Source organism: Enterobacter sp. KBR-315C3_2022, assembly GCF_041399425.1.
GTDB lineage: Bacteria > Pseudomonadota > Gammaproteobacteria > Enterobacterales > Enterobacteriaceae > Enterobacter.
This window is the reverse complement of sequence record NZ_JBGKEB010000002.1, coordinates 112,642-125,818: the sequence shown is the minus strand read 5'-3', so window position 1 is coordinate 125,818 and position 13,177 is coordinate 112,642. Positions and strand designations below refer to the sequence as shown.

The following is a 13,177-nucleotide window of genomic DNA, read 5'->3' as shown; positions in this document are numbered from 1 at the left end:
AGACAATAACGATATGCAGCAAAACGAGGTCACTTTTACATGGCGAATTTTTTCATCGATCGCCCCATTTTTGCCTGGGTGCTGGCCATCCTGTTGTGCCTGACCGGCGTCCTGGCAATTACGTCTCTTCCCGTTGAGCAATATCCCGATCTGGCACCGCCGAACGTGCGGATCACGGCAAACTATCCCGGCGCCTCGGCGCAGACGTTGGAAAACACCGTTACCCAGGTCATCGAGCAGAACATGACGGGGCTCGACAACCTGATGTACATGTCCTCCCAGAGCAGCGCGACCGGCCAGGCGACGGTTACGCTGAGCTTCACTGCGGGTACGGATCCTGACGAGGCCGTCCAGCAGGTGCAAAACCAGCTTCAGTCCGCGCTGCGCAAGCTGCCGCAGGCGGTGCAGAACCAGGGCGTGACGGTGCGTAAAACCGGCGATACCAACATTCTGACCATCGCGTTCGTCTCCACCGACGGCTCAATGGATAAGCAGGATATTTCGGACTACGTCGCCAGTAACATTCAGGATCCGCTCAGCCGCATTAACGGCGTCGGGGACATCGACGCCTACGGCTCGCAGTACTCCATGCGCATCTGGCTTGATCCCAACAAGCTGAACAGCGTGCAGATGACGGCCAAAGACGTCACCGACGCTATTGAATCACAGAACGCGCAGATCGCCGTGGGCCAGCTCGGCGGCACTCCGTCCGTGGACAACCAGGCGCTGAACGCGACCATTAACTCGCAGTCGCTGCTCCAGACGCCGGAACAGTTCCGCAATATCACCCTACGGGTAAATCAGGACGGCTCCGAGGTGCGCCTGGGCGACGTCGCGACCGTGGAGATGGGCGCGGAAAAATATGATTACCTCAGCCGCTTCAACGGCAATCAGGCCTCCGGCCTGGGGGTTAAGCTGGCGTCCGGCGCCAACGAAATGGCCACCGCCGAGCGCGTGCTGAGCCGGCTGGACGAGCTGTCGCACTTCTTTCCGCACGGGCTGGAGTACAAGGTCGCCTACGAGACCACCTCCTTCGTCAAGGCGTCCATTGAGGACGTGGTGAAAACCCTGCTCGAAGCGATTGCGCTGGTGTTCCTGGTCATGTACCTGTTCCTGCAAAACTTCCGCGCCACGCTGATTCCGACCATCGCCGTTCCGGTTGTGCTGCTCGGCACCTTCGCCGTGCTGTATGCCTTTGGCTACAGCATCAACACCCTGACCATGTTCGCGATGGTGCTGGCGATCGGCCTGCTGGTGGATGACGCCATCGTGGTGGTGGAAAACGTCGAGCGCATCATGAGCGAGGAAGGGCTTTCGCCGCGCGAGGCGACGCGAAAATCGATGGGGCAAATCCAGGGGGCGCTGGTCGGCATCGCCATGGTGCTCTCCGCGGTGTTTATCCCGATGGCGTTCTTCGGCGGCACCACCGGCGCGATCTACCGCCAGTTCTCCATCACCATCGTCTCGGCGATGGTGCTCTCCGTGCTGGTGGCGATGATCCTCACCCCTGCCCTGTGCACAACCCTTCTCAAACCGCTGCACAAGGGCGAGCACCACGGCCAGAAGGGCTTCTTCGGCTGGTTTAACCGCATGTTCAACCGCAACGCCGCGCGCTACGAAGCGGGCGTTGGCAGAGTGTTGCACCGCAGCGTGCGCTGGATGGTGGTCTACGTGCTGCTACTGGGCGGCATGGTCTTCCTGTTCCTGCGCCTGCCCACGTCGTTCCTGCCGCTGGAGGACCGCGGCATGTTCATCACCTCCGTGCAGCTGCCGAGCGGCTCAACCCAGCAGCAGACGCTGAAGGTGGTGCAGAAGGTCGAAAACTACTTCCACACCCAGGAAAAGGATAACGTGGTCTCCGTGTTCTCCACCGTCGGCTCCGGCCCCGGGGGCAACGGCCAAAACGTGGCGCGCATGTTCGTGCGCCTGAAGGACTGGGATCAGCGCAACGCCGATACGGGCTCCTCGTTTGCCATCATCGAGCGCGCCACCAAAGCTTTTAGCCAGATCAAGGAAGCGCGCGTCTTTGCCAGCAGCCCTCCGGCGATCAGCGGCATGGGCAGCTCGGCCGGGTTTGACATGGAACTGCAGGATCACGCCGGAGCCGGGCACGATGCGCTGATGGCCGCGCGCGACAAGCTGCTCGATTTAGCCGGAAAAGATCCGCAGCTCACCCGCGTGCGCCACAACGGCCTGGACGATAGCCCGCAGTTGCAGGTGGATATCGACCAGCGCAAAGCGCAGGCGCTGGGCGTTTCCATCGACGACATCAACGACACGCTGCAAACGGCCTGGGGCTCAAGCTACGTGAATGACTTTATGGATCGCGGCCGCGTGAAGAAGGTTTACGTGCAGTCCGCGGCGAAGTACCGCATGCTGCCGGACGATATCAACCGCTGGTACGTGCGAAATAACGCCGGTGGCATGGTGCCGTTCTCCGCGTTTGCCACGTCGCGCTGGGAAACCGGCTCGCCTCGCCTGGAGCGCTACAACGGCTACTCGGCGCTGGAGATCGTGGGTGAAGCCGCGCCCGGCGTGAGTACCGGCACGGCGATGGACATTATGGAAAGGCTGGTCCAGCAGCTGCCGTCCGGGTTCGGCCTGGAGTGGACGGCGATGTCCTATCAGGAGCGGCTCTCCGGCGCACAGGCTCCGGCGCTGTACGCGCTGTCGCTGCTGGTAGTGTTCCTCTGCCTGGCCGCGCTGTATGAGAGCTGGTCGGTGCCGTTCTCGGTTATGCTGGTGGTGCCGCTTGGCGTCATCGGGGCGCTGCTCGCCACCTGGATGCGCGGCCTGGAAAACGACGTTTACTTCCAGGTTGGGCTACTTACCGTCATCGGCCTGTCGGCGAAGAACGCGATTTTGATCGTCGAGTTTGCCAACGAGATGAACGCCAAAGGGCACGATCTGATGGCCGCCACGCTGCACGCCTGCCGCCAGCGCCTGCGTCCGATTCTGATGACCTCGCTGGCGTTTGTCTTCGGCGTGCTGCCGATGGCGACCAGCACCGGCGCGGGCTCCAGCAGCCAGCATGCCGTCGGGACGGGCGTAATGGGAGGGATGATCTCGGCAACGGTGCTGGCCATCTATTTCGTGCCGCTGTTCTTCGTGCTGGTACGCCGCCGCTTCCCGCTGAAGCCAAAGCCCGAATAACGGCGTGAAATAAAAAAAGGCGGCCTTCGTAGCCGCCTTTTTACTGTGTGATTGTTTCACATTATGGTTATTTTACTTATTTAAGTGCTTCTGCATTTCCTGCTGAATGTCATTTACGAAGCATGTCTTCGATAAAATCTTTCCAGTTCCCCAGTTCACGTTCAATCATAACAGCCTCTCTTATTATTATGCGCATTCTACAAAACCCCATCATCATTGTGAAGACAATTTGACCAATTGCTGCGATTCTTCACGCCTCCCACGCTGTTGATGCGCTAAATATGCGCGTAACGCTTTAAATTTTATGTGACGCATAGCAATAATTTGAAATACCCCTGCGGGTCAGTGAGACATTATTTTCACACCCACTTACATGCCATTTAAACATTTTGGACATCTATGCTTAAATAGTGAGAGCTTATTCGGCGTACATATGTATGCTGAATTAATGTCCAGAATAAATTAAGCGAAAAGCCGGATGTGTTATATTTCACTTAAGGATATATCCTCGAAATTATTGAACATTCAGGCCTCACAGGAACAAAAGGATTCATCATGGTTGTGATGTACGGCATTAAAAATTGCGACACCATCAAAAAAGCCCGCCGCTGGCTTGAAGCCCACAACGTTGAGTATCGTTTCCACGATTATCGCGCCGACGGCCTGGATGCAGAATTTCTGCATAGCGCCATCGGCGAGCTGGGCTGGGAAGCGCTGCTGAACACCCGCGGCACCACCTGGCGCAAGCTGGATGAGTCCCTGCGCGCCGGCATCAATAATGCGGACAGCGCGGCAAACCTCATGCTCGAAATGCCGGCAATCATCAAACGCCCATTGCTCTGCGCGCCAGGGCGTCCTATGCTGCTGGGTTTCAGTGAAACCCTTTATTCAGACTATTTCGTTGAGGTGTAGTGTATGTCATGCCCGGTCATTGAGCTGACTCAGCAGCTTATTCGCCGCCCTTCCCTTAGCCCGGACGACGCGGGCTGTCAGGCGCTCATGATTGATCGCCTGCGCGCCATCGGCTTTACCGTAGAGCATATGGATTTTGGCGACACGCAGAACTTCTGGGCATGGCGCGGCCAGGGCGAGACGCTCGCGTTTGCCGGGCATACCGACGTGGTTCCGGCTGGCGACGCGGACCGCTGGATTAACCCGCCGTTCGAACCCACCATCCGCGACGGCATGCTGTTTGGCCGCGGCGCGGCCGACATGAAAGGCTCGCTGGCGGCGATGGTGGTAGCGGCCGAGCGGTTTGTGGCCCAGCATCCCAACCATAAAAACCGCCTCGCGTTTCTGATCACCTCCGATGAAGAGGCCAGCGCGCACAACGGCACGGTGAAGGTTGTCGAAGCCCTGATGGCGCGCAACGAGCGCCTGGACTACTGCCTGGTGGGCGAGCCGTCCAGCACCGAAGTGGTGGGTGACGTGGTGAAAAACGGCCGTCGCGGCTCGCTGACCTGCAACCTGACCGTTCACGGCGTGCAGGGGCACGTTGCTTATCCTCATCTGGCGGATAACCCGGTACACCGCGCGGCGCCGATGCTCAACGAGCTGGTGGGCATCGAGTGGGATAAAGGCAATGAATACTTCCCGCCAACCAGCATGCAGATTGCCAACGTGAAGGCCGGTACCGGCAGCAACAACGTGATCCCAGGCGATTTGTTCGTCCAGTTCAACTTCCGCTTCAGCACCGAGCTGACCGACGAAACGATCAAAGCGCGCGTCGTTGCGCTGCTGGAAAAATACCAGCTGCGCTACACCGTAGACTGGTGGCTTTCCGGCCAGCCGTTCCTGACGCAGCGCGGAAAGCTGGTGGATGCGGTGGTGAACGCTATCGCGCACTATAATGAAATTAAGCCACAGCTGCTGACAACCGGCGGCACCTCAGACGGACGCTTTATTGCCCGCATGGGCGCACAGGTTGTCGAACTGGGTCCGGTAAACGCCACCATTCATAAAATCAATGAGTGCGTCAACGCGGCGGATTTACAACTCCTGGCCCGCATGTATCAACGTATAATGGAGCAGCTCGTCGCCTGACGGCTGCTTAAGAGGAAAAGCGAATGGATTGGCTGACAAAATACTGGTGGATTCTGGTGTTGGTATTTCTGGTAGGCGTGCTGCTTAACGTGATTAAAGATCTTAAGCGCGTTGACCACAAAAAGTTTCTCGCCAACAAGCCGGATCTGCCTCCGCACCGTGACTTCAACGACAAGTGGGACGATGACGACGACTGGCCGAACAAGGACCAGAAGAAGTAATCTATTCCCCCTCACCCTGACCCTCTCCCCATAGGGGAGAGGGAACTGTCTGGTGCGGTCTTAAGCCCTTACCACTCGCCTTTTCACTCACATAAACTCAACGATATCATCATCATTCGGCTTGCCGCCGCTGAGCGCTTCGTCGAAGTAATGCTTCGGTACGGTGTAGCGCAGATGGTCGAGCGCGAACTGCATGCTGCGGTCGTCAATCGCGTGACCGAGATCGTCAACAATATCCAGCGTCACGTCTCCGCCAGCGCGTATCAGGGCTTCCTGCGCGGCAACCGCATGCGACAGCTCAATCACCCGGTCCTCACCGCCGTGAATCAGGTGGATCGTGGTCTGGGTGGTGGCGCTTGTCGGGAGCGTCCCAAAGCGGCCGTTAAAGGCAATCACGCGCGAGACCAGCCCTGGCTGCGCTTTTACGCTCTCCAGAGACATGATTGATCCCTGCGAAAAGCCGATCAGCGCGGTAGCGTCAGCGCCAACGCCGCTCTGCTTTTGCCAGTAGCGAACCGTGTCGATAAACGCGGGCATAACGGCATCGATGCGCGCCTGGCGGGTCTCTTCCGTCACGCCCTGCACGGAAAACCACTGCCGCCCGTTTGGGCCGCAAGGCTCTACGCCGCCGATGCTGACGATCAGCGCGTCCGGAAAGAGGGGCGCAAACCAGCTGCCAATCTGCCCCATGTTCACGGCATTATCGCCAACGCCATGAAACAGAAGCAGCAGCTGTTTTGCCGGTTTGTCGGGGCTTTGAACAACAAAATGGTCGTGTTTCATGGCGGTCTCCTTAATTGATGACCTGGATTTTACGCCTCTCGGGGGTAATGACCATGCCACTTTACTGAAGAAGTCATTGAAAAAATTGCCATTGCAAAATGTCGGCGCTGAGCCGACGGCTGCGCTTCGCGTCCAGCGTTTCCAGCGCTTCACCCGCCTCCCGGCGAAGCGCGGCAAGCAGGGCCTTTCGCCCCGCAAGCCCCAATTCCCCACAAAGGCGGGCATCATCTTTACGCACCTCGGTTTTCCCGCGCAGGGCGGGAAGCGGCAGGCTAACCGCAAGCAGCAGGCGCGTTAGCGCCGCAACGGACGTCGAAAACGGCCGGTGCGCGCAGGCGAACCCGGCAAGCTCCAGCCAGTCATCATCATTAAGGGTAGCTTCCCAGGCGTCGTCAACGGGGATCTTTTCGTCGTTCCACGCCGAAAGCACGCGCGCGTCGCGGCACAGGCGGCGGTGCTCCTGCTCGCACAGCGCGTGGCCCGCCTCGCTGAGCGGCAGCAGCGCCATCGCCGTAAAGCAGCCGCTGCTGGCCTCGCGGTGGCTGCCCATGCGCACCATCGTAAAGCCGCACCGCTGCCAGAAATGCCACAGCGCGTCGGTATAGCCGAAGCTGACCGAAAGATAGTCCTGGCCGCGGGCGCTCTGTATCAGCGCCTGCCCGATCCCCTCCCGCTGGCGGTGGGGATGCACGGCGATGCGCGTCACCCTGCGCCCCCAAAGCGTCGCCGCAAGGGGCGATCCGCCGTGCGCCGCTAAAGACTGCGCCACCAGGTTTCCGCGCGGGCGTCGAAAACCGGCCCACACCGCGCGGCTGAGATCTGCGCTCAGGCCCCCCTCCTCCACCAGCCACAGCGCGCCCGCAGGCGACGTCCGCGCCTGCGCGATGGAAAAGTGCTGGCCCGGCGCGTCCATCAACCGGCGTAAATCCAGCGGCGACGTGCGGTAATGCGCCGCGCACAGCAGTTCATACACGCTGGCGATGCGCGCGGGGTCGCTTTCCCACGCCTGCTGCTCGAGCGCGGTGAACTGCACCTCGCCTTCAGGCCGGTGGTCAATCAGCGTATCGTCAAAGAGCAGCGCGTTATCCACCACCCGCTCAAGCGGACAGTCCGCCGCCCAGCGAACGGGCGCGGACAATGTATAGCGCCGCAGGCCGTCGAAGCGGGCGCAAAACTTCAGCAGGAATCCCCTGCCCGTGCCTTCATAGCCCTGCACGGTCGTGGTGAACAGCACGCGCGGAAATCGCCGCACAAGCTGCTCAAGCAGCGGACCGGGGATCGCCGCCGCTTCATCGACAATCAGCCAGTCGGCGGTGATTGATGACGCGAGCAGCGCGTCCGGGGCCACAAAGCGGTATTTCTCACCGGCAAAATGGGCAATCACGTCCGTCGCCCCCTTTGCCGGACCGGTGACGATAGCGCTGCGCGGCGTGCGGTTCAGCAGCATGCCGGCAAGGGCCGATTTTCCGCGCCCGCGCGGCGCCGTCACGGCGGCAACGCCGGGCGGCATGCCCAGCAGCGCATCCAGAATGGCGGTCTGCTCGCGCTGCGGCTCACCGGTTGCCGGATGCCAGGCTGGCGCGTCAGAAAGGGAAAGAAGAGGTTGAGCCTGGTGCTGTTGCCACACGATCGCATCTGGATCGGCGGCGATCGTCCGACAAAAGTGGTGAACAAAACGGGGGGTGGCGATCGGCTCAGCGCTGTCGCTCCAGCGCACGGAGTCCGCGTCCGGGCGCTGCGCCCATTCATCAAGCGGTGGGACCAGCAGTACCAGCAGGCTTCCGGCGCGCAGCGTGCCGCTCAGCGCGGCGAAGGCGGTGACGTCAAACCCGACGCGCGCGTCGAAGACGGCGTGGGTAAACTCCCGCCCCAGCAGCCCGCTAACCGTTTTTGAGGCGTTGCCATCCAGCCAGAGCCAGTCGCCCGTAAGACTATCGCGCAGCGCCTGCGCGCGTGAGTCCCCCCACGCGCCATCGCCGCTGAGAACAATCAGCCGACGATGGCCGGTGTGCTGCAGGTGGTTTACCAGGCGTTCAAACGACGCCATCACATGGCTTTGCCGAAGGTATTACACTGCGCCGGATCGCCGCTGTCGAAGCCGCGCTTGAACCACGTGTAGCGCTGTTCGGACGTCCCGTGCGTAAAGCTGTCCGGCACCACGCGTCCCTGGCTCTGCTGCTGGAGCCGATCGTCGCCGATGGCCTGCGCCGCGTTCAGCGCCTCTTCCAGATCGCCGGCTTCAAGCACGCCCTGCTTCTGCATGCTGTTGCCCCACACGCCCGCGAAGCAGTCCGCCTGCAGCTCCATGCGCACCGAGAGACGGTTGACTTCCGCCTGAGAGGCGTTCTGCTGCATCTGGCGCACCTTAGGCTCGATGCCCAGCAGCTTTTGCACGTGGTGGCCCACTTCGTGCGCGATCACGTAGCCCTGGGCAAAATCGCCGTCGGCGCCCAGCTTGCGCTTCATGTCATCATAGAAAGAGAGATCGATATAGACGGTGCCGTCGGCCGGGCAGTAGAACGGCCCCATCACCGACTGGCCGGTGCCGCAGCCCGTGCGCGTTGCGCCGCGGTACATCACAAGCTTAGGCTGCTGATAGGTGCGCCCCATCTTCTCGAACTGCTGGCCCCAGGTATCTTCCGTGGTCGCGAGGATCACGGAGGTGAATTTAGCCGCTTCGTCTTCATTCGGGCTAATGGAGCGCGAGGATTGCTGCTGCTGTTGCAGAGGTTCACCGGTCATCAGGCCGGTTAAATCGACGCCGTAGTAGCCCGCCACCAGCACTACGATAAGCAGAATAATACCGCCCTTTCCGCTCGGTAAGCGAAAGCCCGGGCCGCCCATTGACGGGCCGCCGCCGCTACTGCTGCGTCTGTCTTCTACATTGTCACTTTCACGACGCCCTTGCCAGCGCATAACCACCTCGAAACGATTTCATTATTAATAGCTATGATCGTAGGCGGTTAACGACAAGATTACCATAGTAAACAACGGTAAAACGCCGGAGGAGATGAACCGCCTCCGGCAAGGGGGGAGATTAGTCGAGCTTAACGCCCAAACGGTGCGCAACGGCTTCATAGGCTTCGATCAGCCCGCCCAGGCTCTGGCGGAAACGGTCTTTGTCCATTTTATCCAGCGTTTCTTTATCCCACAGGCGGCTGCCGTCCGGGGAGAACTCGTCGCCCAGCACCACTTCGCCTTTGTACAGGCCGAACTCCAGCTTGAAGTCCACCAGGATCAGGCCCGCATCATCAAACAGCTTTTTCAGCACGTCGTTCGCTTTATAGGTCAGCTCCTGCATGCGCGCCAGGTTCTCTTTGCTCACCCAGCCGAAGGTTTCGCAGTAGGATTCGTTGACCATCGGGTCGTGCATGGCGTCGTTTTTCAGGAACAGATCGAACAGCGGCGGGTTGAGCTCAATCCCTTCTTCGATACCCAGACGCTTCACCAGAGAGCCGGCGGCGCGGTTACGAATGACGCATTCAACCGGCACCATATCCAGCTTTTTCACCAGACATTCCGTATCGGACAGCAATGCTTCCATCTGGGTTGGGATACCCGCTTCGGCCAGCTTGGTCATAATGAAGTGGTTGAACTTGTTGTTCACCATGCCTTTACGATCGAACTGCTCAATGCGCGCGCCGTCCCCTGCTGACGTATCATTGCGGAACTCGAGCACCAACAGATCCGGGTTCTCCGTGCTGTAAACGGTTTTCGCTTTGCCACGATACAACTCAGCTTGCTTCTGCATCTTCATTACTCCTGGTGTGAAATGGGTGTTCAAAACGGGGAATATTATGCCACGCACACGTTTGCGTAGCACGAAAATAAAAAGGGCTGGATTAACCAGCCCTCACATTTATTTGTTGAACGCAGCCTGGAAGACCGCCACCAGCGCATCGTTCTGCGACTGGGTCAACGTGTGGCCTTTTGGATCGATGAACTGCAGGCTACTGCGGTTATCGAGGTCGCCGACCTGAATTTTGTAGTCGCCGGAGGCCAGTTTCGGATCGCTTGCACCCAGCTCCTGCCACGCGCTGTCGGACAGCGGCTTGTAGGTGGCCGTGATGCTACCCGTAGAACGCGTGGTATCGGACACCTTCATGCCCACTTTTTCCAGCGTCGCAGGCAGCTTCTGCCAGGTCTGGTTAAACGGTGCACGCACCACCAGCATTGGCAGGCCGGTATCGTCGGCCGCGCTCTGGACATCAAACGTCGTCCCGCTGCGGTTCTGGGCCGCGTTCGCGGCGTCGGTAGCATTCTTATCGAGACCGGCCGCAATGACGTTCAGCATTTCAGTGCTGTAACGCTGCAGAGAGGACGCGTCGGCAACCGGTTTACCCGCCTGCTCCAGGTTCAACAGCTTGACGGTCACCGCCTGCTGATAGCCCTGTGGCTTAACGGAGACCTGATAGCGACCGCGGTACTGCTGGTCCTCATCCAGACGGTTCCACTCGATCCAGTCCGTGGTTAACGTCTGGCTGGCGTCGTCGCGCTTATCAATCGTGTAGTTTTTCGACTGAATCACGCTGACAACCTGCGGCCACAGCGAGGTGCCGCGCGCGCTTTCAACCATCAGAGAGGCCGTGTCACCGGTGAACTGGGTACGCGCGCCGCTCACCAGCGCCAGAGGCTGTGCCGGTGGGCGAATATCGAGCGCTTTACCGACCAGACCGCTGCCGTTGGTCACGGGGATGTTGTAATCACCGTTCTGGATCGGCAGGATCATGCCAGCAGGGGCGTGAAGTTCAGCAAGCGGCGTCGCATCCAGATAGGATTCGTCACCGCTCACCTGGCGCTTGTAGCGCGAGTCTGAACTACAGGCAGCGAGCAGCATAATAAGCGAAACACCCGCAACCTTCGCCAGGCGCGACTTCTGTACTGAATAAGCCATCAAATCTCCCTAAACTTTACAGCAAACCGGCATGTTTCAGCGCGCCAGTGACGATGTCGCGACCGTGGTCGGTAATCGGCGTCATTGGCAGGCGCAGCGTATCGGTTGCTACAAGTCCCAACTCCTTACATGCCCATTTCACTGGGATCGGATTGGGTTCGACAAATAATTTATTGTGCAGCGGCATCAGACGCTGATTAATCACGCGAGCGTCATCAAAGTGACCGGCCGCCGCGAGCTTACACATTTCAGCCATATCACGCGCTGCAATGTTGGCAGTGACGGAGATGACGCCGTGACCGCCCAACTGCATAAAGTCCAGCGCCGTCGCATCATCGCCGCTCAGCAGGATAAAGTCGTCTGAAACCAGCTCTTTGATCTGGTGAACGCGGCTTAAGTTCCCTGTCGCCTCTTTAATCCCGATAATATTTTTGACTTTCGAGAGACGGCCAACGGTTTCCGGCAGCATGTCGCAGCCGGTGCGGGACGGCACATTATACAGAATTTGCGGCAAGTCAGTATGTTCAGCGATGGCTTTGAAGTGCTGGAACAGACCTTCCTGAGTAGGACGGTTGTAATACGGCGTGACCGTCAGGCAGCCGACAATGCCGCTGTCGTTGAAACGTTGGGTCAGGCTGATAGCTTCTGCGGTGGCGTTAGCGCCGGTTCCTGCAATGACAGGAATACGTCCGTCAGCCAGTTCGAGGGTCAGCATCACGACGTCGCCGTGCTCTTCATGGCTCAGCGTTGCAGATTCACCGGTAGTCCCTACCGAAACGATCGCCGAGGTTCCATTGGCGACATGATAATCAATGAGCTTCTTCATGCTTGACCGGCAGACATTACCTTTTTCATCCATCGGTGTAACAAGCGCGACAATACTTCCCGTGAACATGGGCCATCCTCTGTGCGAACAAGAGCCTCAATGTTACGTTTGGAACTGTAATAAAAGCAAGCGACCTGAGGCCCTCAGGCGGTTGTATGCATGTTTTTTTTATGCTTTCCTTAGGAAGACTTAACCAAGCAAAGGAAGAACGGGTTTGACAACCTCATCACAACATTACCTGGTTATCACCGCGCTGGGTGCCGACAGGCCGGGTATCGTGAATACCATTACCCGCCACGTAAGCAGCTGCGGCTGCAACATTGAAGACAGCCGTCTGGCTATGCTTGGCGAAGAGTTCACGTTTATCATGCTGCTTTCCGGCACGTGGAACGCCATCACGCTGATCGAATCGACCCTGCCGCTGAAGGGCGCAGAGCTGGATTTGCTGATCGTGATGAAGCGCACAACCGCGCGGCCGCGTCCGGCGATGCCTTCTACCGTGTGGGTGCAGGTTGAAGTGCCTGATTCCCCGCATCTTATCGAACGCTTTACCGCGCTGTTTGACGGCCACGAGATGAACATTGCCGAGCTGGTTTCCCGCACCCAGCCGGGCGATGAAAACGCGATTCCCACGCTGTTTATTCAAATTACCGCTCACAGTCCTGCCTCACAGGATGCATCAAATATCGAGCAAGCGTTCAAAGCCCTCTGTACAGAATTAAACGCGCAGGGCAGTATAAACGTCGTAAATTATTCGCAGCATGAACAGGATGGAGTTGAGTAATGAACCCACTGAAAGCCGGTGACATCGCACCGAAATTTAGCTTGCCGGATCAAGACGGTGAGCAAGTAAATTTGACCGACTTCCAGGGACAGCGTGTTCTGGTCTATTTCTACCCGAAAGCCATGACCCCAGGCTGTACCGTGCAGGCCTGCGGCTTACGCGACAACATGGATGAGTTGAAGAAAGTCGGCGTAGAAGTGCTGGGTATCAGCACCGACAAACCCGAAAAGCTGTCTCGTTTTGCGGAAAAAGAGGTCCTGAACTTCACTCTGCTGTCTGACGAAGACCACCAGGTTTGCGAGCAGTTTGGCGTCTGGGGCGAGAAGTCCTTCATGGGCAAAACCTATGACGGCATTCACCGCATCAGCTTCCTGATTGACGCTAACGGCAAAGTTGAACACGTGTTTGACGACTTCAAAACCAGCAATCACCACGACGTGGTGTTGAAGTGGCTGAAAGAGAGCGCGTGATAC

13 protein-coding genes are annotated in these 13,177 nt (G+C 58.8%); 6 read left to right on the top strand and 7 right to left on the bottom strand.

All coding sequences use genetic code 11. The features are described from left to right. The first annotated feature begins 39 nt into the window (after nt 1-39). On the top strand, nt 40-3,153 hold the full coding sequence (gene acrD / locus AB8804_RS03365) for a multidrug efflux RND transporter permease AcrD (RefSeq protein ID WP_371183090.1): 3,114 nt from the start codon (nt 40-42) through the stop codon (nt 3,151-3,153). Between the two features lie 109 nt (nt 3,154-3,262). On the opposite strand, the gene ypfM is transcribed toward acrD, so the two are convergent. Continuing rightward, complete coding sequence (gene ypfM / locus AB8804_RS03360; RefSeq protein WP_100780840.1) at nt 3,263-3,322, bottom strand: protein YpfM; 60 nt, start codon at nt 3,320-3,322, stop codon at nt 3,263-3,265. A gap of 386 nt (nt 3,323-3,708) precedes the next feature. Between ypfM and AB8804_RS03355 the strand changes: the two genes are divergently transcribed. The 3 genes from AB8804_RS03355 to AB8804_RS03345 are packed head-to-tail and all read left to right on the top strand — an operon-like array spanning nt 3,709 to nt 5,417. Continuing rightward, the gene (locus AB8804_RS03355) at nt 3,709-4,065 is read left to right on the top strand and encodes an ArsC family reductase (RefSeq protein ID WP_371183088.1); all 357 of its coding nucleotides are present in this window, start codon (nt 3,709-3,711) and stop codon (nt 4,063-4,065) included. Between the two features lie 3 nt (nt 4,066-4,068). Beyond that, nucleotides 4,069-5,196, top strand: coding sequence for a succinyl-diaminopimelate desuccinylase (gene dapE, locus AB8804_RS03350; protein WP_371183085.1), 1,128 nt, complete (start codon nt 4,069-4,071; stop codon nt 5,194-5,196). A gap of 23 nt (nt 5,197-5,219) precedes the next feature. Then, on the top strand, nt 5,220-5,417 hold the full coding sequence (locus AB8804_RS03345) for a hypothetical protein (RefSeq protein ID WP_112010265.1): 198 nt from the start codon (nt 5,220-5,222) through the stop codon (nt 5,415-5,417). Nucleotides 5,418-5,504: 87 nt separating this feature from the next. On the opposite strand, the gene ypfH is transcribed toward AB8804_RS03345, so the two are convergent. The 6 genes from ypfH to dapA all read right to left on the bottom strand — a co-directional run bounded on the left by ypfH (nt 5,505) and on the right by dapA (nt 11,989). Next, complete coding sequence (gene ypfH / locus AB8804_RS03340) at nt 5,505-6,200, bottom strand: esterase (RefSeq protein ID WP_371183082.1); 696 nt, start codon at nt 6,198-6,200, stop codon at nt 5,505-5,507. Nucleotides 6,201-6,273: 73 nt separating this feature from the next. After that, nucleotides 6,274-8,247, bottom strand: a complete 1,974-nt coding sequence (locus AB8804_RS03335; RefSeq protein WP_371183080.1) for a tRNA(Met) cytidine acetyltransferase TmcA — start codon at nt 8,245-8,247, stop codon at nt 6,274-6,276. Beyond that, entirely contained in the window at nt 8,247-9,116 is an 870-nt protein-coding gene (locus AB8804_RS03330) for a neutral zinc metallopeptidase (protein WP_371183078.1), read from the bottom strand. The genes AB8804_RS03335 and AB8804_RS03330 overlap by 1 nt, the downstream gene beginning before the upstream one ends. Before the next feature lie 121 nt (nt 9,117-9,237). Next, on the bottom strand, nt 9,238-9,951 hold the full coding sequence (gene purC, locus AB8804_RS03325; RefSeq protein WP_112010261.1) for a phosphoribosylaminoimidazolesuccinocarboxamide synthase: 714 nt from the start codon (nt 9,949-9,951) through the stop codon (nt 9,238-9,240). Nucleotides 9,952-10,059: 108 nt separating this feature from the next. Next, on the bottom strand, nt 10,060-11,094 hold the full coding sequence (bamC, locus tag AB8804_RS03320) for an outer membrane protein assembly factor BamC (RefSeq protein ID WP_371183076.1): 1,035 nt from the start codon (nt 11,092-11,094) through the stop codon (nt 10,060-10,062). Nucleotides 11,095-11,110: 16 nt separating this feature from the next. Next, entirely contained in the window at nt 11,111-11,989 is an 879-nt protein-coding gene (gene dapA / locus AB8804_RS03315; RefSeq protein ID WP_371183074.1) for a 4-hydroxy-tetrahydrodipicolinate synthase, read from the bottom strand. Between the two features lie 145 nt (nt 11,990-12,134). On the opposite strand from dapA, the gene AB8804_RS03310 reads away from it, so the two are divergent. Together AB8804_RS03310 and bcp are read left to right on the top strand one after the other, a co-directional pair. Further along, entirely contained in the window at nt 12,135-12,704 is a 570-nt protein-coding gene (locus tag AB8804_RS03310; protein WP_112010258.1) for a glycine cleavage system transcriptional repressor, read from the top strand. Continuing rightward, nucleotides 12,704-13,174 carry a thioredoxin-dependent thiol peroxidase gene (bcp, locus tag AB8804_RS03305; RefSeq protein WP_131634760.1) on the top strand — a complete coding sequence of 157 codons (471 nt, stop codon included), beginning with the start codon at nt 12,704-12,706 and terminating at the stop codon, nt 13,172-13,174. Before AB8804_RS03310 ends, bcp begins: the two co-directional genes overlap by 1 nt. Nucleotides 13,175-13,177: the final 3 nt, after the last annotated feature.

Coding starts and splice junctions, on each gene's coding strand:
- AB8804_RS03345 (WP_112010265.1), top strand. CDS start 5,220: ATGGATTGGCTGACAAAATACTGGTGGATTCTGGTGTTGGTATTTCTG.
- bamC (WP_371183076.1), bottom strand. CDS start 11,094: ATGGCTTATTCAGTACAGAAGTCGCGCCTGGCGAAGGTTGCGGGTGTT.
- ypfH (WP_371183082.1), bottom strand. CDS start 6,200: ATGAAACACGACCATTTTGTTGTTCAAAGCCCCGACAAACCGGCAAAA.
- purC (WP_112010261.1), bottom strand. CDS start 9,951: ATGCAGAAGCAAGCTGAGTTGTATCGTGGCAAAGCGAAAACCGTTTAC.
- acrD (WP_371183090.1), top strand. CDS start 40: ATGGCGAATTTTTTCATCGATCGCCCCATTTTTGCCTGGGTGCTGGCC.
- dapA (WP_371183074.1), bottom strand. CDS start 11,989: ATGTTCACGGGAAGTATTGTCGCGCTTGTTACACCGATGGATGAAAAA.
- AB8804_RS03355 (WP_371183088.1), top strand. CDS start 3,709: ATGGTTGTGATGTACGGCATTAAAAATTGCGACACCATCAAAAAAGCC.
- AB8804_RS03335 (WP_371183080.1), bottom strand. CDS start 8,247: ATGGCGTCGTTTGAACGCCTGGTAAACCACCTGCAGCACACCGGCCAT.
- bcp (WP_131634760.1), top strand. CDS start 12,704: ATGAACCCACTGAAAGCCGGTGACATCGCACCGAAATTTAGCTTGCCG.
- dapE (WP_371183085.1), top strand. CDS start 4,069: ATGTCATGCCCGGTCATTGAGCTGACTCAGCAGCTTATTCGCCGCCCT.
- AB8804_RS03330 (WP_371183078.1), bottom strand. CDS start 9,116: ATGCGCTGGCAAGGGCGTCGTGAAAGTGACAATGTAGAAGACAGACGC.